Here is an 18959-nt window from a genome sequence, read left to right as displayed (position 1 = left end):
AAAGCCGCCGCCCCGTACTCGGAAGCGGCGGCCTCGCTATGCTCGACCTGTCGTCAAACCGCCATCACGGTCACCGACTTCGTGACGAGATACGGCTCCAGCGCTTCCGGCCCGCCCTCCGACCCGTAGCCCGAATCCTTCACGCCGCCGAACGGCATTTCCGGCCACGGCGTCGCGGGCTGGTTGATCCACAGCATTCCGACCTCGAGGCGCTGCGTTAGCAGATGCACGTTCGCGAACGAGCGCGTGAACGCGTAGCCTGCCAGCCCGAACGGCAGACGGTTCGCCTCGGCGATCGCATCCTCGAGCTTGTCGAAGCCGCGAATCGCCGCGACCGGGCCGAACGGCTCGTTGTTGAACACGTCCGCTTCGAGCGGCACGTTCGCGATCACGGTCGGAGCGAAGAAGTTGCCTTCCGCGCCGATGCGCTCGCCGCCGGTCTCGATGCTCGCACCGACCTTGCGCGCGTTGTCCACGACCGACGCCATCGCGGTCAGCCGTCGCGGGTTCGCGAGCGCGCCGAGCGTCGTGCCTTCGTCGAGGCCGTTGCCGACCTTCAGCCCTTCCGCATGCTTGACCAGCGCGCGCGTGAATTCGTCGCGGATGCTGTTGTGCACGAGGAAACGCGTCGGCGAAATGCAGACCTGCCCCGCGTTGCGGAACTTCGCACCGCCGGCGGCCTTCACCGCGAGCGCGACGTCCGCATCCTCGGCGACGATCACCGGCGCGTGGCCGCCCAGTTCCATCGTTGCGCGCTTCATGTGCTGGCCCGCGAGCGCGGCCAACTGCTTGCCGACCGGCGTCGAACCCGTGAACGTGACCTTGCGGATCACCGGGTGCGGAATCAGGTACGACGAGATTTCGGCCGGATCGCCGTACACGAGGCCGATCACGCCGGCCGGCACGCCTGCGTCGACGAACGCGCGCAGCAGCGCGGCCGGCGATGCCGGGGTTTCTTCCGGCGCCTTCACGAGGAACGAACAGCCGGTCGCGAGCGCCGCGCTCAGCTTGCGCACCACCTGGTTGACCGGGAAATTCCACGGCGTGAACGCCGCGACCGGGCCGACCGGCTCCTTCACGACCGTCTGCTGCGCACCGAGGTTGCGCGGCGGCACGATCCGGCCGTACACGCGGCGGCCCTCGTCCGCGAACCATTCGATGATGTCGGCCGCCGACAGCACTTCGACGCGCGCTTCGGTGAGCGGCTTGCCCTGCTCCTGCGTCATCAACTGCGCGATCGTGTCCGCGCGTTCGCGCACCAGCGCGGCCGCCTTGCGCATCGTCGCCGCGCGCTCGTGAGCGGGCACCTTGCGCCATGCTTCGAAGCCGCGCTGCGCGGCGGCGAGCGCACGGTCGAGATCGGCGATGCCCGCGTGGGCCACCTTGCCGATCGGCTTGCCGGTCGCCGGGTTCACGACGTCGATCGTCTTGCCGCTCGCGGCGTCGACCCACTCGCCGTCGATCAGCAGTTGCGTATCCGTATAAGTCACGTTAGCCATCCAGACACCCCTACATTGCGTCGATAAAACGCGCGCTGCCGCGAACGGCCGCGCGCCGGTTGACAGAAAAAGCCACGCCGCCGGGGCAGGCACGCACCGGGCGGCATGGGCGGCAGGCACGGCGGCCCGCCATCGTTGCGCAGCGTGCCGCGCTCAGTGCGCGGCCGCCGTCGCCTTGCGGAGTTTCGCGACGTCCGCCGCCTGCACCGCCGGCGCGCCGTTGTTCCAGCCGGCGCGCATGAACGTCAGCACGTCGGCGATCTGCCGGTCGTTCAACTGGTTCGAGAATGCCGGCATCGGATAGGCGGACGGCACGCCGCCGATCACGAGCGTGTCGCTGCCGTTCAGCGTCACGTTGATCAGCGACGACGCATCGGCCTCCAGCACGTTCGGATTGCCGGCGAGCGGCGCAAGCAGCGGCGCATAGCCGCGCCCGTCCACGCCGTGGCAGTGCAGGCAGTAAGCGTTATACACCTTCGCGCCCGGATCGGTTGCCGGTCGGCCCAGCGCGGCCTGCGTCGCCTTCGGATCGTAGCGGTACGGCGGCGCGCCCGTGCCGCCTGCCGCCGGCAGCGATTTCAGGTAGCGCGAGATCGCGGCCAGATCGTCGTCGGTCAGTTCCTGCGTGCTGTGGTTGATCACGCTCACCATCGAGCCGAACGCGGTCGCGTGCTGGTTCGCGCCGGTCTTCAGGAACTGCGCGACGTCGGCCTCGTTCCAGCGGCCGAGCCCCGTATTGTGCTCGCCGGTCAGGTTCGACGCGAACCAGTTGTCGATCGAGGCGCCCGACAGGAACGCCGCGCCGCTTTCGTCGAGCGCCTTCTCCTGGAAGCCGACGCCGCGCGGCGTGTGGCACGAACCGCAGTGTCCGAGCCCCTGCACGAGATACGCGCCGCGGTTCCACATCGCGTCCTTCGCCGGCTTGTCCGCGTAGGGCGTCGTGTCGAGGAACACCATGTTCCACAACGCGAGCGGCCAGCGCATGTTGAGCGGCCACGGGATGTCGGACGGACGGTTCGCCTGCTTCACCGGTTCGACGCCGTGCATGAAGTACGCATACAGCGCCTTCACGTCGTCGTCCTTCAGCTTCGCGTACGACGGATACGGCATCGCCGGATACAGGTTGTGACCGTCCTTCGCGACGCCCTTGCGCAACGCGCCGGCGAAATCGGCTTCGGTATAGCCGCCGATGCCCGTCTCCGGATCGGGCGTGATGTTGGTCGTGTAGATCGCGCCCATCGGCGTGACCATCTTCAGGCCGCCGGCGAACGGCGTGCCGCGTGGCGCGGTGTGGCACGCGACGCAGTCGCCGGCTTTCGCGAGATACGCACCGCGCGCGACGAGCGCGCTGTCGGCGGGCGCCGGCTGCGCGGCATGCGCGGCCGTGCCGACCGCCAGTGCGGACAGCGCGAGCAACGAGGCGCGGAGCGCATTCAGGCTCGGGTTCAGGGTGAGATGTCGCATGGTCGTCCCCTCCCCTCAGGCCGTTTTCAGCTGATTGCCGACCGGCAGCTTGCGCAGCCGCGTGCTGGTGGCCGCGAAGATCGCATTCGACAACGCCGCCGCGGTCGCGGCCGTGCCCGGCTCGCCGATCCCGCCCGGCGCTTCGCCGCTCTTCACCAGATGGACTTCGATCGGCGGCGTCTCGTTGATTCGCATCACCCGGTAGTCGGTAAAGTTGGTCTGCACGACGCGGCCGTCCTCGATCGTGATCTCGCCGTACAGCGCGCCCGTGATCCCGAAGATGATGCCGCCCTGCACTTGCGCCTCGATCGTGTTCGGATTCACGTACATGCCGCAGTCGACCGCGCACACGACGCGCTTGACCTGCACCTCGCCGCCATCCACCGCCACGTCGATGACGATCGAAAAGAAGCTGCCGAACGCGTGCATGACCGACACGCCGCGCCCTTGCCCCTTCGGCAGCGACGCGCCCCAGCCGGCCGCCTTCGTCGCGACGTCGAGCACGTTGCGCGCGCGCGGCGTCTTGTCGAGCAGTGCGCGGCGGTACTGCACCGGGTCGGTCTTGGTCTGCGCGGCCAGTTCGTCGATGAAGCTCTCGACGACGAACGTGCTGCGCGTGGGCCCGACGCCGCGCCAGAACGCGGTCGGCACGTGGCGCGGCTCCTGGCGCACGTAGTCGACGAGCTGGTTCGGCAGGTCGTACGGCAGCTCGGCCGCGACCTCGACCGCGTCGGGATCGACGCCGTCCTTGACCGCGGGCGGCGCGAAGCGCGCGAGAATCGACGAGCCGACGATCCGGTGCTGCCACGCGATCGGCTTGCCGTTCGCGTCGAGGCCGGCCGAGATCGTGTCGTAGTAGCACGGCCGGTACATGTCGTGCTGGACGTCTTCCTCGCGCGTCCAGATCACCTTCACGGGTGCCGCGACCTGTTTGCCGACCTTCACGGCCTGGCCGACCATGTCGGTTTCGAGCCGCCGGCCGAACCCGCCGCCGAGCAGATGGTTGTGCACGACGATCTTGTCCGGCGCCAGCCCGGTCAGTTGCTGCGCCGTGTCGCGCACGCGGGTCGGCACCTGCGTGCCGACCCAGATCTCGCAGCCGTCGCCGCGCACATGCACCGTGCAGTTCACGGGCTCCATCGTCGCGTGGGCGAGCAACGGCTGTTCGTAGACGGCGTCGACGCGCGTCTTCGCGTTCGCGAACGCCTTGCCGACGTCGCCTTCCTTGCGCGCGACCGCGCCCTTGCCGTTCGCCGCCGCATGCGCGAGATCCGCGAAAAGATCCTTCGTCGACACCTTTGCGTCCGCGCCTTCGTTCCACTTCACGACGAGCGCCGATGCGCCGCGCTTCGCGGCCCACGTGTGATCGCCGACCACCGCGACCGCGTTGTCGACGCGCACGACCTGGCGCACGCCGGGGATCTTCCTCGCGGCCGTGTCGTCGACGCTCGCGACCGTGCCGCCGAACACCGGACTGTTCACGATCACCGCATACAACATGCCGGGCACGCGCACGTCGAGCCCGAACTGCGCGGTGCCGTCGACCTTCTCCGGCGAATCGAGGCGCTTCGCGGGCGTGCCGATCAGCTTGAAATCCGCCGGCTGTTTCAGCACGACGTCCTTCGGCACCGGCAGCTTCGCCGCGGCGTCGGCCAACTGGCCGTACGATGCGCGCCGGCCGCTCTGCGCATGCTGCACTTCGCCGTTCGCCGCGCGGCAACTGGCCGGATCGACGTTCCATTGCTTCGCGGCCGCCGCGACCAGCAGCGTGCGCGCCGTGGCGCCCGCGCGGCGCAGCGGTTCCCACGCGTAGCGCACCGACGTCGAGCCGCCGGTGAGCTGGCCGCCGAGCAGCGGGTCGAGGAACAGCTTCTCGTTCGGCGGCGCATGGTCGAGTGTCACGCTCGACAGCGGCACTTCGAGCTCTTCCGCGATCAGCATCGGCAGCGCCGTATAGACACCCTGCCCCATCTCGACCTTCGGCATCACGAGCGTGACCTTGCCGGCGCGGTCGATCTGCACGAACGCGTTCGGGGCGAACACGCCGGGGGGCGCGGGTTCGGCCGCGTCGCCGCCGATCACCGAGCGGCGCGCATCGTCGCCCGCCGCCGGCAGGCTGAAGCCGAGCAGCAAGCCGCCGCCGGCCGCCGCGCCGAGCGACATCCCAAGTTTGAGAAACCCGCGGCGCGACACGCCCGCGCCGGCCCGACCCGCTTCGATCAGTCCACGTGACATGTCAGGCCTCCTTCGCGGCTTGTTTGACGGCCGCGCGAATCCGGTGATACGTGCCGCAGCGGCAGATGTTGCCGGCCATGGCCGCGTCGATGTCGGCATCGCTCGGATTCGGGTTCGCCGCGATCAGCGCGGTGGCGGCCATCACCTGCCCCGACTGGCAGTAGCCGCACTGGACGACGTCGAGCTCGCGCCACGCCTGCTGGACCTTGTGGCCGGCCGGCGTTGCGCCGACGGCTTCGATCGTCGTGATCTTGCGGCCCGCGACGGCCGCGACCGGCAGTACGCACGAACGCGCGGCAACGCCGTCGAGATGCACGGTGCACGCGCCGCATTGCGCGATCCCGCAGCCGAACTTGGTGCCGGTGAGGCCGACGACGTCGCGCAACACCCAGAGCAAGGGCATGTCGTCGGGGGCGTCGACCGAGCGGGTTTCGCCGTTGATGTTGAGGGTGATCATTCAGCCTCCGGGGCCGTTGTATTGGGGAAGCGGCGCGAACGGGGCGTGCTGCGCCGTGGGGTCGTCGTCGCCATTGCGTCGTGCGCAACGGCTGCCGCGCGGCCCGGGTGCGGGCGAGCCGCGGCGGTGGTGTTGCATGCTTGCGTCGTTACTCGGCCACGTCGATGCCCGACAGTACCTTGATGACCGGCGGTGCGGTGAACCAGTCGGCCGACTTCGTACGGAATTCGCCGAAATACGGGCTCGCGAGGTGTGCGTCGAACGCCGCCTGGTCGTCGTAGATTTCGTACAGATGCAGGTTCGGCGAACCGTCCTGCTCGCGGAACAGGTCATAGCGCCGGTTGCCCGGTTCGGTGCGCGTCTTGGCGACCATGCTGCGCAGTTCGGCCTCGGCGGCCTGCGCGTGTTCGGGTTTCAGGAACAGCGAAGCAATCACGTGAAGCGCCATTTTTTCCACTCCTTTGAAAACGGAAACGAGCATGCCACAAGCCGGCGCCTCGCGACGCCAGCGTGCAGCGGTGGTCTATCGCCGAGCGGGGATCAGGCCAGTTCGTCCGGGCCGACCCGCACGACGACCTTGCCGAAATTCTTGCCGGCGAGCAGGCCGATCAGCGCTTGCGGCGCGTCGGCGAGATCGGGAACGACGTCCTCGAGCGTCTTCACCTTGCCTTGCGCGACCCACTCGCTCATGTCCTTCAGGAACGGCGCATAGCCGGTTGCATAGTGATCGAGAATGATGAAACCCTGCACGCGGATGCGCTTGCGCAGGATCGCGCCCATCAGCGCCGGCACGCGGTCGCGGCCGATCGACACGGCCTTGTCGTCGTATGCCGCGTCGTTGTAATGCGCGATGATTCCGCAGACGGGCACGCGCGCATGGTCGTTCAGCAGCGGCCACACCGCGTCGAACACGGCGCCGCCGACGTTTTCGAAATAAACGTCGATGCCGTTCGGGCACGCGTCCTTCAGCTTGGCGGCAAACGCCGGATCGCGATGGTCGACGCACGCGTCGAAGCCGAGCGTGCCGGTCACGTACGCGCACTTGTCGGCGCCGCCCGCGACGCCGACCACGCGGCAACCCTTCAGCTTCGCGATCTGTCCGACCACCGCGCCGACCGCGCCACTCGCGGCCGCGACGACCACGGTTTCGCCGGCCTTCGGTTCGCCGATCGTCAGCAGCCCGGTGTACGCGGTGAAGCCCGGCATGCCCAGCACGCCGAGCGCGTACGACGGGTGCGCGAAGTCGCGGCCGAGCGGGATCAGGTCGCGCCCGTCGGACAGCGCATAGTCCTGCCAGCCGGCGCCGGCCACGACGAGATCGCCTTCGCGAAACGCCGGCAAGTTCGACGCCACCACGCGGCTGACCGTGCCGCCGACCATCGGCTGGCCCAGCTCGGCCGGCGGCGCATAGGACGGCGCGTCGCTCATCCGGCCGCGCATGTACGGGTCGAGCGACAACCAGACGGTGCGCAGCAGTACCTGGCCGGGGCCAGGCACCGGCACGTCACCGGTTTCGGCGCGGAAGTTGTCCGGCGTCGGTGCGCCGACCGGGCGCGAATTCAGGACGATCTGGCGGTTTGCGGTTTTGCTTTGCGGCATGTGAGCCTCCGTCAACGGGAATGAACGTGCTGCGTGCGCACGCTCGGATCAGGGATGGACCAGCGGAAAGGACGCGCCTGCGGCGGCGTCGGCGGTCGAGCCGGTGCGATCGCAGGCAGGCGATTGGAACGATCGGGACAGCGTAACGCGGTGTGAGGCATTCGTCATGAATGATTGAGTAGACCAGTCGTCTAGAATCAGGGCAAAAACAAGGCGCGCCCAAGCGCGCCCGGATTACGACTGCGCCCCGTTGCGTGGCGCGGCAGGCGGCAGGTTCAGCATGCGCCGCGTTTCGGCCATCGCCCTTTCGAGCGGTTTGCGGTTGCGGTGAATCTTTTCCAGCAGCGTCGCGCCCAGCCACAGCTCGTACAGGATCGCGGCCGTGTACGACGGATCGTCGACGCCGCTCAGCGAACCGTCGGCGAGGCCGGCCTCGATGCCGCCCGCGAGCCGATCGATGATCTGGCTGGTGCCGCGCCGCAGTACCGTGCGCATCGCTTCCGACAGATCCGACACTTCCGCACCGAGCTTCACCGCGAGGCACTTGCCTTCCGGATCGTCTGCGCATTGCGTGTGCAGCCAGTTGCCCCAGTACGTCATCAGGCGCTCGGCGCCGGTGCCGGCCTGCTGCTTGAGCAGGTTGTCGAGATGCGCGAGATAGCCTTCGAAATACGATTCGAGCAGCGCTTCGCCGAATGCCTCTTTCGAGCCGAAATAATGGTAGAACGAGCCCTTCGGGATGCCCGCCGCGGCGAGAATCTCGTTCAGACCGACCGCCGAGAACCCCTTGTGGAGCATGATCGGCTTCGCGATATTCAGGATGTGCTGGCGGACTTCGGCGCCTGAAGATGCATTCATGATGGCGTATGGTAGCAACGATTAGACCGGTCGTCTAGTAATGTCGAACCGGCATGTTGAGCGGCACTTTACCCGATCCCCGCCACGGGCCCAATGCCTGGCCGGCGCGCTTCTCGCCTGCCCGGGGCGTACACGCGTGGCACGACATCGCGGCGACTCGGTTGCGCCGTCAGCGCGGCGCTTCGTCGGCGCGCTTTCTCATGCGCGCCCGACGCTCGCTCCGTTCGGCGGCCGGGGCACTCTTGACCCCGCGCAACGGCGGCCGCCGCAACAGTGCCGCCATCTCGCGCCTCAACGCATCGAGTTCGTTGCCGCGCGCCGCCTCGGTCGCCAGTGCGCCATCGAGCTGCCCTTGAAGCACGCCGCAGCGATGCAGCGCGTCGCCGAGTTGCGCCTGTAGCGCGGCCATTTCTTTCCGCTGCTGCGCATCGCGTTGTTCCGCGCGCGATGTCGCCGCGTCGAGTTCCTTTTGCAATCGCGCGGCGGCGAGCCGCTCGCGATCGATTTCCTGAAGCGCCCGCTTCTCCGATGCGCGCAGGCGCTCCTCGGCGCGGCGGGCGTCGTCGCGCAACCGGTCGAGCTGGGTAGTGAAATCCGCACGGGCCTCGGCGAGCGCACGATCGCCCTCCGCGTTGTCGGCCGTCAGGCGTTCGATATCGGCTTGCAGCGCTTGCCGGGAGGCATCGTCGGCCGCCCTCGCCTGCTCCAGCTCCTGAATGCGGACCTGCGCGGCCAGCAGCGCGGCCGTGCGTTGCTCCAGCGCGGTTTCGGTGCGGGCCAGTTCGGCCTGCAACGTCGCGACTTCCGTTTGCGCCGTGGCTCGCTGCGCTTCGACTTCCGCGCGCAGCGCGTCGAGGGCCGCTGCCGCGGCGGTGCTCGACCGGTTCCACAGTGCCGCGACGAGTTCACCGGCCGCCGCCTGCAGATCGGCCGGCAGGTCCGGATGCTCGATGCGCACGCGGCTTTTTTCCCGCAGCTCGGCCCAGAACTCGCCGAGAACGGCCGTCGGCGTGCTCATGCTGCCCTTGCGAACGAGCTGGTACAGGCGGTTCGCCGTCGGCGTGATGCCGAAGCGGAAGAACAGCAGCGCGCAGACTTCGCGGTACAGCTCGCGCGTTTTCGGGAAGTCGGCCTTGAGGCGCTCGATTTCGGCGGTCAGGCGAGGTTCATCGGCGACGAGATCGGACATGGCGGGTTCTATCGAGGAATTTTGTCGATAATATAACGTAAACCGTTAAATATCCAATCATCGGCCGGTTTTAGTTTGACATTATTTCTATAATGTCGAGAATTGCTCAGGGGAAGATGAACGAAGCCGGCCCCGCTCGTTACGGCGTGGCGCGGTGCGGCATCGAAACGCCGGAATCCCCTATCGGGTCATGTCCGCAGATTTCACCGAGCGTCTCGGGGCATCCGCTGGATCGGGACAGCCACCCTTTGCACGGCAGCCGGACAAGTACGATCGCGCCACACGCGCGGCAACCAAACACCAGCGTGGGCGCGCCGGCGGCGCGAAGCGCGCCTGCCTTCAGTGGCCGGGCGCCGCTTCCCTGAAGAAGTCGATCAATTGGCGCGTCAGGAAGGCCGGATTCTCGTCCGGCAGCCAATGACCGGTGTTCGGCGCAACGGCTCCACGCACGTCCAGCGCCAGTTCCCTCGCCATGTCGAGTTCCTTGGCGCCGTTGCTCTTGTCGCCGGCGAGCGCCAGCACCGGCATCGGGAGCTTGTGCTTCATGAACGCCTTGAACTGCGTCTCGTCCTGCGCAAACGCGCGATAGAGTTCGAATCCGGCGCGTAGCGCGCCTGGCGCCGCATAAGCGGCGGCGTAGACGGCGATATCGTCGTCCGACAGTGGGACGTGGGTTCTCTTCTTGTAGAAATCGAGGATGTACGCGTGCTCCTTGCCCGCAATCAGCATTTCGGCGATATCGCGCTGCTGATGCAAGCCGAAATGCCAGATCTGCGGATCGGCACGGGCCTTCGCTTCGTCCCAGATTCGCGTGCCCGGCACCGGAACGTCGAGCATCGCAAGCTTCGCGATCTCGGCAGGCCATTGCGCGGCGTACGCGTAGGCGACCATCACGCCGATGTCGCGGCCGACGAGGTGAATGCGCGTCGCGCCCAACTGGCGGACGAGCGCCCGGATGTCGCCTGCCATCGAGGCCTTGTCGTAGCCGCCGAGCGGCTTGTCCGATTCGCCCGCGCCGCGGTAATCGACCGCGACGACGCGATACCCCTCTTCCGCCAGCACCGGCATCACGTGACGCCACGTGTACCAGGTTTGCGGCCAGCCATGCAGCAGGATCACCATCTCGCCGTCGTCCGGCCCGCCGGTCACGTAATGGAGACGCACGTCGTCGACCTGCGCGTAGCGCCGGCTGAATCGCTGATGGAAACCGGCCGGCAAGCCGGCCGCCGGCATCCCTGACATCGATCGTTCATTCTGCATGGGTCGTCATCCGTTACGTTGCCGGTCGCTCAGCCTGTCGACCTGCTTCACGCCCCGGAGCAGCCATGGCCGAAGTTGCCTCGTGAGGAGCGGCATGATGATCCAGGTCAGCGACGAAGTCAGGAGTGCGGAGCTGAGCGCGAGTTGGACAGGACGCTCCAGCGCGGGAAGGAGCGCGTTCAGAAGGAAGGTGATCGACAGCAGGACCGGATAAACCGCCAGCCACGTCACGAGAAACGTCTTCCACTTCGGTGCAGCGGGCTTGCCGGCAATCGCGAACCACGCATCCATGCCGACGGCGGCGTCGCGATGTTCGTCCGATATCTCGTCGCCCTTCGCAACCAGCTTTCGTCGTTCCCCGGAGGCCTCCCACGCATGCAGGTGCTCCGGCGAGTCGAAACGATAAACCAGATAGTTGATGCCGCTTGAATCGCTCAGGCGAACGTTTCCGAGATGCCCCGGGTAACGCCGCGCTGCCGCGTCGATCTCGCGCGCCCATCGATCGAATTGCCTTTCCCGTCCCGGATGAACGACGCGGCCGACGACGATCGTGCTCGACTCGCGAATCGTATCGGACGGGGAAAGGCGTTGGCTGTCGTGCATCTGATTGCTGAAGCGAAGGGGCGGTACATTTCGTCGCTCGGCGGTGCCCGATGGCGTCCGAGAAAAAACATACGCCGTTTGGGCGAACATGCCGGGCTGTCGCGCGAGCAAATCACGGTCCTGCCCGCACGCCGGCAGCGGCGCTTGTCGCGCTTCGACGCTCGCGCGAGCGGCCTGCGTCGACGGCGCGGCAGCCTCATGCGATGCCGTCGAATTCGCTACCAACGAACGCGCGCTGTAATTTTTTCAGCATGATCGAAAGCGTGGGGGCGCTACGGGTGAGCGGAAAGTGGATCGCCGGGGGCCTAATCGTCGCTCAGGGCCTTCGTTCGGTCTGTCATTCGCGTGCCACCGTAGGCCGGTAACGTTCGAAGCCGCCCCGATTCCGACAAGCGAACCGACATGCAGCGCCCGTCGCGCGCCACGCCCCACGTTTACGCAGCCACGTCCCGCGCCCTCGCTATCAGCCTCGCGATCAACCTGCTGCTGCTCGCCGTCGAGACGGCGGCGGCATGGTTCGCGCATTCGTCGGGGCTGCTCGCGGACGTCGCGCACGCCGCGATCGATCTTGCGGCCGATGCGCTGATCCTCGTCGCCTGCCGGTTCGACGCGCGCCTGCCGCCGGAGCGGCGCCCGACCTACGAGCCGCTCGCACTCGCGGGCCTCGGCGCGTTGCTGGCCGCGACCGGCGCGCAGATGATCTGGCATGCGCTGACCCGGTTCGATACGCCGCCCGTCGTGCAGCCGGGCGCGACCGCGCTCGCGCTGGCTGCCGTCACGCTCGCCGGCAAGGCCGTGCTGTCGTACTGGATGCTGCGCAAGGCGCGCGAGACCGGCTCCGCGCTACTCGAGGCGAGCGGCTGGCACGTGCGGACCGATGCGCTGTCGTCGTTGCTCGCGGCGCTCGCGATGAGTGCGGCGCTACTCGGCTTCGGCCGCCTCGACGATCTGGCGGCGCTCGCGATCGGTGCGCTCGTGATCCGCACGGGCGCCGGGTTCATCCGGCGCGGCTATGCGCAGTGGCCGGCACTGGCCGATTGGGCGAATCGCTCGACGCGCGGGTCGTGAACGCGGATCGTCGCGCCGCTCGTCGATGCTTCGATGCGCGTGATCGACTGCACGGAATGAAGAAGAGGCTCGCCCCCGCGAGCCTCTTTTGCGAGATGTCGCCATCGGCATGTCGTTCCTGGCGTACCGATGCTATCGCCCACCCGAACGGCACGACACTCCCGGGCAAAATCCGCACGAGCGCCGCCGGGCAACGGCCGCGGCATACACATCGGACGGTTTCGCGCAATGGAATATCGGGCCGCCTTGCACGGCATCCCGCGACGCACACGTGTGCGCCGCAGGCGGCGTGATGGGGCGATGCGCGGGCGTCGTGCGCGACGACCGCAGGCGGGTTGACCGATCGGGCTCCGCGTAACAGGCTATTGCTTGTATTTTGTTAATACAGTCTGTAGTTTGTATTTTGACGATACATGCCATAGACTGTATTTTCCGATTACAAACGATCACCTGTCATCTCGCGGAGCGCCCGATGGCCTTTCCTGTCCAGACCTTGACCCAATTGCGCCCGATCCTCGTCGGTTTCCGCAAATCCGCGGGGCTCACGCAGGCGCAACTGGCCGCCCGCCTCGGCATCACCCAGCAATCTTATGCTCAGCTCGAAGCCAACCCGTCGGCGGTCAGCATCGAACGGCTTTTCAAGGTGATGAACGCGCTTGGCGTTCGCATGTTGCTCAGCCTCGACGAGCGGGATGCACCGGCGGAAGCGGCCGATTCGGCTCCCGATGCCGAACCGGTGGTGCGCCGCAAGCCGGTCGCGAGCAAGCGCGGCACCACGGCCGCCACAACCCCGACCGGGGCCGCCGTTAGAACTGCGCGGAAGCGCCCGACAGCGACGACTCGGGCCAGGCCACGCGCGTCGGAGCGGGAGGACTGGTGACGATGGTCGCACGCGCCCGCAGCAACCGGCTCGACCTGTGGATGAACGGCATTCCTGTCGGCTACTGGGAAATCCGGCGTGGGGTCGAGCGTCTCGTCTACCTGCCGGACTGGCTCGACGATCCCCAGGGCCGGCCGCTGTCGTTGTCGCTGCCCTTCACGCCCGGCAACCAGCCGCACCAGGGCGCGATCGTGGCCGACTACTTCGACAATCTGCTGCCGGACAGCGAGCCGATCCGCCGTCGCATCGCGCAGCGTTACCGGCTCCGGTCGACAGCGCCATTCGACTTGCTCGCGTCGATCGGCCGCGATTGCGTCGGCGCGATTCAAATGCTGCCGCCCGACGAGACACCGGTCAATCTCAACGGAAGCGAAGGCGCGCCGCTCGACGACGCAGCCGTTGCCGATGTGCTGCGCCACGCGACCGCCGCGCCGCTGCCCGGCCACGGGGAACCGCACGGCGACCTGCGCCTGTCGATTGCCGGCGCGCAGGAAAAGACCGCGCTGCTGCGTCAGCGCAACCGCTGGCTGCGGCCGTCGGGCAGCACGCCGACGACCCACATCTTCAAGCTGCCGCTCGGGCGCGTCGGCAACATGCAGGCCGACATGCGCACGTCCGTCGAAAACGAATGGTTGTGCTCGAAGATCGTCGCCGCGTACGGCTTGCCGGTCGCACCGTGCGAGATCGGCCGGTTCGACGATCAGAAGGCGCTGATCGTCGAGCGCTTCGACCGGCGCCCGTCGCGCGACGGCTCGTGGATCCTGCGGCTGCCGCAGGAGGACATGTGTCAGGCGACCGGCACGCCGTCGGGGGCGAAATACGAAGCGGACGGCGGCCCCGGCATCGAGACGATCATGGGTATCCTCGCGAATTCGGCCGACGCTTCCCGCGACCGGATGAATTTCTTCGTCGCACAGCTCGTGTTCTGGGTGTTGGCTGCGATCGACGGCCACGCGAAGAACTTCAGCATTGCGCACCTGCCCGGTAATACGTATCGCAGCACGCCGCTGTACGACGTGCTGTCCGCGCATCCGATCATCGGTACGCGCCGTAATCAGATCCCGCCGAGCCGCGCGCGCCTGGCGATGGCCGTCTGCGGGAAGAACCGGCACTACGTGATCGGGGAAATCCGGCCGCGCCACTGGATCGCACAGGGCCGGCGCGTCGGCCTGACCGAAGACGACGTGCGAGCCGCGATGACGGCCGTCGCAGCACGGACGGAGCCCGCGATTGCCGAAGCCGCCGCACAGATCCCGGCGGATTTTCCGGCGGACGTGGCAGACGCGATATTCGCGGGCATGCGTCGGCAAAGCCGCAAACTCGCGGCGGCCGGCGCGGCGTGACAAATCGACCGGCTGCGACGGGCTGCCGGTCTTCACCGCAATACTTCGACCCTCGGTCGACGGGCGGTCCTGGCAGGACCGAAGCGGTTATGCCGCCGCAGATACGGACATCGAACGCCCCGCCCCGAACCGCTTGCCGGCCGCCGGCGCCTGATCGTTCAGCCGGCGTCGCGCGCGCGGGCGAGTGCCGCGAGGTTGCCCTCGCCGAACCCGTGGTGCCCCTTGCGCTGCACGATCTCGAAGAAGATCTCGCCGGGGCGGCGTTTGACGAAGGTCTGGAAGAACAGTCTCGGCACCCCGTCGTCGCCGATCTCGCCGTCGACCAGCACCGCGCGGCGGCGCAGCGCGTCGAGATCGACACCGTGCGCGGGCAGCCGCGCGTCGACGTCGTCGTAATAGCGTACGGGCGGCTCGATGAATTCGACGCCGTTCGCGCGCAACGCATCGACGCACGCCAGGATGTCGTCGGTAGCCAGCGCGACGTGCTGCACGCCCTCGCCCGGATGGTCGGGCAGGTACGCATGCATCAGCTCGGTGCGCCGCGTACCTTCCTCGTAGACCGGAATCCGCACCGCGCCGCACGGCGACACCATCACGCGCGACTCCTCCGACACATGCCAGTGCGCGTCGATCTGGTGGATCTCGCGAAAATGCAGCAGGTCGTGGTAGAAATCCAGCCACTCCTGCATGCGGCCCGCGCCGACGGTTTGCGTGAAGTGGTCGACCTGCTGCAGGCCGACGCCCGCGCAATCGAGATCGGTATGCGCGGTCGCGATGTCGATCGGCCGGAAATCGATGTCGAAGATCGAGATGTCGCCGACGCCGCCGCGCTGGCCGCCCCGCCCGCGCCAGCGATCGACGAAATACAGGTGCGAATCGCCGATGCCCTGGATCGCCGGGATCCTCAGCTCGCCGACGCCGACCTTTTCGCCTTCGAACGCCCACGCCCCGAGCTGGATCGCGCGCTCGAACGCGCGCCGGGCGTTCGCCACGCGCAACCCGATCGCGCAGACGCCCATCCCGTATTCCTCCGCATAGCGCGCGGCGAACGAATCGGGCTCGGCGTTGATGAGGAAATGCATCTGCCCCTGCCGGTACAGCGTGACGTTCTTGCTGACGTGCCGCGCGATCGCCTTGAACCCGAACTGCTCGAAGCGCTGCGCGAGCGCTTCCGGCACGGGCGCCGCGAATTCGACGAATTCGAGGCCGGCCATCCCGAGCGGATTGGCGGCCGGATCGGCAACGGGCGGCGTATCGCTGGACAAGGGGTGGAAATTGCCGGGCATTCCAGTCTCCGGGGGCATGCGGTCGATGGGGGTTCGTGCCTGTCGCGTGCGGCATGCGCGGCCGATGCGGCGGCCTCGCGTCCGCCCCGAACGGGCGAGTTGTCGATGTTGCAGATTTTAACCAGATCGTTCACCGCGGCACACCCCGGCCAAACGGCATATCGTCGCGCCGCTTAGTGCAAACCCCAAAAGCGTTCGATAATCGCACGTAATTGAACGATAATCGCGCAAATTGTCCGATTGGCCAATTGCCGCCGTGCGGCCCGCGCCCTATTCTCCGTTCACTCATCGACTTCAATGCAGCATCGGACGCGGCGCCGCCACGATTCCACGATGCGCCGTGCCAGGAGACATCGCCATGACCCCCACCTTCGACACCCTCGACACCGCCGGCGCTCGTGCCCGCAGCCAGGCCCGCAAGGCTGCGATCGGCAGCTTTGTCGGCGCCGTCGTCGACTGGTACGACTTCCTGCTGTACGGGATCGTCGCCGCGCTGGTGTTCAATTCCGAGTTTTTCCCGAAAGTCAGCCCGACGATGGGCACGCTCGCGGCATTCGCCACCTTCGGCGTCGGCTTCCTGTTCCGGCCGCTCGGCGGCATCGTGTTCGGCCACTACGGCGACCGGCTCGGCCGCAAGCGGATGCTCGTGCTGACCGTGATGCTGATGGGGCTGTCGACGGTCGCGATCGGCCTGCTGCCGACGTTCTCGACGATCGGCTGGTGGGCGCCCGTGCTGCTGGTGCTGATGCGCGCGATCCAGGGCTTCGCGGTCGGCGGCGAATGGGGCGGCGCGGCGCTGATGGCCGTCGAGAGCGCGCCGAAGCAGAAGAAGGCGTTCTACAGCAGCGGCGTGCAAGTCGGCTACGGCGTCGGGCTCGTGCTGGCCACCGGCATCGTCTCGATCCTGAGCCATACGCTCGGCGAGGCGGCGTTCAAGTCGTGGGGCTGGCGCCTGCCGTTCGTGTTCAGCATCGTGCTGGTGCTGATCGGACTGTGGGTGCGCAAGAACATGGACGAATCGCAGGAGTTCGTCGAGAAGGTCGAGCACGGCAACCGCAAGCTGCGCCTGCCGGTGCTGGAGGCGCTGACGCGCCACCCTAAGGCGTTCCTGCTGATCGTCGCGCTGCGGCTCGCCGAACTGTTCACGATGTATATCGTCACCGCGTTCGCGCTCAGTTATTCGACGACGAACCTCGGCATGTCGCGCGACCTGTTCCTGAACATCGGCCTGCTGGTGGGCGCGGTGAGCTGCGTGACGATCCCCTGCTTCGCATGGCTGGCCGACCGCTACGGCCTGCGCCGCATCTACCTGATCGGCGCGCTGATCGGCCTCGTATCGGCGGTGCCGTTCTTCGTCGCGCTGGAAGCTCGATCGATCGCGTGGATCGTGATCTTCTCGATCCTGCTGGCGAACGCCGCGCACGACATGGTCGTGAGCGTCCAGCAGCCGCTGTTCACCGAGTTGTTCGGCGCCGAATACCGCTACAGCGGCGCGGGTGTCGGCTACCAGTTCGCGAGCGTCGTAGGCGGCGGGTTCACGCCGTTCATCGCGGTCGGCCTCGTCAGCGTGGCAGGCGGTTCGTGGCACCTCGTCGCCGGCTATCTGGCGTTCGGCTGCCTGATCTCGCTGGCGGTCGCCGCGCGGATGCGGGCGGCGCAATGACGGCCTGACCGTTGGCCGACCCGATTCGCGGTCGGCCAACGCGGCGGTCGTTCGGCCATGCCGGCCGGCATTCGACCCGCCGCATCGCGGCGCGACGTCAAACACTGTCAGTTACGCGCGCCGATTCCCCTTTTCCCCTCCGAACACTCCACGCCGCATGCCGACCAATGGCATCATATGGGCCTACGTCAGTCACCGATACGCCCCCATATCATGTCGAATCTCATCGTCCACGGCGGCACTCCGCTGCGCGGGGACATCAAGCCGTCCGCGAACAAGAACGCCGTCCTGCCGATTCTGTGCGCCACCCTGTTGACCGATCAGCCGCTGCGCCTCGTCGGCGTGCCGGACATCACCGACGTACGCAAGATCCTCGACATCTTCCGCACGCTCGGCAGCGACGTGTCGGTCGATTTCACGACGGGTCTGCTCGAACTTCACCATCGCAACACGCAATTCGATCCGGCCATCCACCGGCTGCCCGAGGCGATGCGTTCGTCGATCATGCTGATTCCGCCGCTGCTCGCGCGCTTCGGCGTCGCGCGCCTCGAGAACGACGTGAAGGGCTGCACGCTCGGCGTGCGCGAGATCGATCCGCACGTCGAGGTGTTCGAACGTTTCGGCGCACACATCGAGCGCACGCCCGATTCGCTGATCGTCCGTACCGACGGGCCGCTGACGGCCAACGCTCATTGGCTCGACTACGCGTCGGTGACGACCACCGAGAACTTCGCGCTGTGCGCGACGGCCGCGAACGGCACGTCGACGTTGATGAACGCGGCCTCCGAGCCGCACGTGCAGGAGTTCTGCCAGTTCCTCGCGATGATCGGCGTCGCGATCGAGGGCATCGGCACGTCGCGGCTCTGCGTGACGGGCGGCGGCAAGCTCGGCGGCGGCGAGTTCCGCTTCGCCGAGGATTTCCATGAAATCGCGACGTTCCTTGCGCTCGGCGCGATCACGGGCGGCGACATCACGGTGCGCAATTCGTCGCCCGAGCATTTCCCGCTGATCGACCGCACGTTCGCGAAATTCGGCGTCACCGTCACGCACCGGGACGGCTGGTCGCGCGCGGAGCGCGACGGCCCGCTGCGCGTGCGCCGGCCGTTCACGCAGAACATCCTGACCAAGGTCGAGGCCGCGCCATGGCCGTACCTGCCGGTCGACCTGCTGCCGATCTTCATCGCGCTCGGCGTGCGCGCGGAAGGCAGCGCGATGTTCTGGAACAAGGTCTACGACGGCGCACTCGGCTGGTCCGGCGAACTGTCGAAGTTCGGCGCGCACGTGCTGTTGTCCGATCCGCACCGGCTGATCACGTTCGGCGGACTGCAACTGACGCCGGCGCGCGTCGAGAGCCCGTACATCATCCGCGTCGCGATCGCGCTGCTGATGGTGGCCGCGAGCATCGAAGGCCGCTCGGAAATCATGAACGCGCTGCCGATCCGCCGCGCGCATCCGCATTTCGTCGAGAACCTGCGTTCGGTCGGCGCGAACGTCGAGTGGACGAGCAGCGAGTAAGGCCATGGCGGATGCGGCGCGCGTAACGGTCGCGTCGCAT

Annotated in this window: 16 protein-coding genes; 5 read left to right on the top strand and 11 right to left on the bottom strand. The window is 67.6% G+C overall.

Going from position 1 to position 18959, the window contains the following annotated elements; all coding sequences use genetic code 11:
• Positions 1-53: 53 nt before the first annotated feature.
• The 10 genes from WS61_RS27815 to WS61_RS27770 all read right to left on the bottom strand — a co-directional run bounded on the left by WS61_RS27815 (position 54) and on the right by WS61_RS27770 (position 11254).
• Positions 54-1499: an NAD-dependent succinate-semialdehyde dehydrogenase gene (locus tag WS61_RS27815; protein WP_059505291.1), complete on the bottom strand. Its 1446-nt coding sequence runs from the start codon at positions 1497-1499 to the stop codon at positions 54-56.
• A gap of 153 nt (positions 1500-1652) precedes the next feature.
• The gene (locus WS61_RS27810; protein ID WP_059505289.1) at positions 1653-2963 is read right to left on the bottom strand and encodes a cytochrome c; all 1311 of its coding nucleotides are present in this window, start codon (positions 2961-2963) and stop codon (positions 1653-1655) included.
• Positions 2964-2978: 15 nt separating this feature from the next.
• A complete protein-coding gene (locus WS61_RS27805) occupies positions 2979-5198 on the bottom strand; it encodes a xanthine dehydrogenase family protein molybdopterin-binding subunit (RefSeq protein ID WP_059505287.1) in 2220 nt (739 codons plus the stop codon).
• A gap of 1 nt (position 5199) precedes the next feature.
• Positions 5200-5655 (bottom strand): (2Fe-2S)-binding protein, encoded by a 456-nt coding sequence (locus tag WS61_RS27800; protein WP_059505285.1) that lies wholly within the window; start codon positions 5653-5655, stop codon positions 5200-5202.
• A 148-nt stretch (positions 5656-5803) separates the two neighbouring features.
• Positions 5804-6103 (bottom strand): putative quinol monooxygenase, encoded by a 300-nt coding sequence (locus WS61_RS27795; protein WP_006482784.1) that lies wholly within the window; start codon positions 6101-6103, stop codon positions 5804-5806.
• A gap of 92 nt (positions 6104-6195) precedes the next feature.
• Complete coding sequence (locus WS61_RS27790; protein WP_059505283.1) at positions 6196-7254, bottom strand: NADP-dependent oxidoreductase; 1059 nt, start codon at positions 7252-7254, stop codon at positions 6196-6198.
• Positions 7255-7488: 234 nt separating this feature from the next.
• Positions 7489-8112: a TetR/AcrR family transcriptional regulator gene (locus WS61_RS27785; protein ID WP_059505281.1), complete on the bottom strand. Its 624-nt coding sequence runs from the start codon at positions 8110-8112 to the stop codon at positions 7489-7491.
• A gap of 169 nt (positions 8113-8281) precedes the next feature.
• Entirely contained in the window at positions 8282-9301 is a 1020-nt protein-coding gene (locus WS61_RS27780; protein WP_059505280.1) for a DNA-binding protein, read from the bottom strand.
• 339 nt (positions 9302-9640) lie between these two features.
• On the bottom strand, positions 9641-10561 hold the full coding sequence (locus tag WS61_RS27775) for an alpha/beta fold hydrolase (protein ID WP_059505278.1): 921 nt from the start codon (positions 10559-10561) through the stop codon (positions 9641-9643).
• Between the two features lie 6 nt (positions 10562-10567).
• Entirely contained in the window at positions 10568-11254 is a 687-nt protein-coding gene (locus tag WS61_RS27770) for a hypothetical protein (RefSeq protein ID WP_257127373.1), read from the bottom strand.
• A 312-nt stretch (positions 11255-11566) separates the two neighbouring features.
• On the opposite strand from WS61_RS27770, the gene WS61_RS27765 reads away from it, so the two are divergent.
• The 3 genes from WS61_RS27765 (at position 11567) to WS61_RS27755 (ending at position 14455) form a co-directional block, all read left to right on the top strand.
• Complete coding sequence (locus WS61_RS27765; RefSeq protein WP_059505273.1) at positions 11567-12232, top strand: cation diffusion facilitator family transporter; 666 nt, start codon at positions 11567-11569, stop codon at positions 12230-12232.
• Positions 12233-12704: 472 nt separating this feature from the next.
• A complete protein-coding gene (locus WS61_RS27760) occupies positions 12705-13112 on the top strand; it encodes a helix-turn-helix domain-containing protein (RefSeq protein WP_059505272.1) in 408 nt (135 codons plus the stop codon).
• A gap of 2 nt (positions 13113-13114) precedes the next feature.
• Complete coding sequence (locus tag WS61_RS27755; RefSeq protein ID WP_059505271.1) at positions 13115-14455, top strand: type II toxin-antitoxin system HipA family toxin; 1341 nt, start codon at positions 13115-13117, stop codon at positions 14453-14455.
• 158 nt (positions 14456-14613) lie between these two features.
• Here WS61_RS27755 and WS61_RS27750 read toward each other — a convergent pair whose 3' ends face one another.
• A complete protein-coding gene (locus WS61_RS27750; protein WP_059505269.1) occupies positions 14614-15741 on the bottom strand; it encodes a 4-hydroxyphenylpyruvate dioxygenase family protein in 1128 nt (375 codons plus the stop codon).
• Positions 15742-16099: 358 nt separating this feature from the next.
• Here WS61_RS27750 and shiA point away from each other — a divergent pair, with 358 nt between their 5' ends.
• Together shiA and WS61_RS27740 are read left to right on the top strand one after the other, a co-directional pair.
• On the top strand, positions 16100-17404 hold the full coding sequence (shiA, locus tag WS61_RS27745) for a shikimate transporter (RefSeq protein WP_059505267.1): 1305 nt from the start codon (positions 16100-16102) through the stop codon (positions 17402-17404).
• Between the two features lie 213 nt (positions 17405-17617).
• Positions 17618-18919, top strand: a complete 1302-nt coding sequence (locus WS61_RS27740; protein WP_059505265.1) for a UDP-N-acetylglucosamine 1-carboxyvinyltransferase — start codon at positions 17618-17620, stop codon at positions 18917-18919.
• Positions 18920-18959: the final 40 nt, after the last annotated feature.

This window comes from Burkholderia sp. ABCPW 11 (assembly GCF_001523445.1).
Taxonomy (GTDB): domain Bacteria; phylum Pseudomonadota; class Gammaproteobacteria; order Burkholderiales; family Burkholderiaceae; genus Burkholderia.
This window is presented reverse-complemented; position numbering and strand designations above follow the sequence as displayed.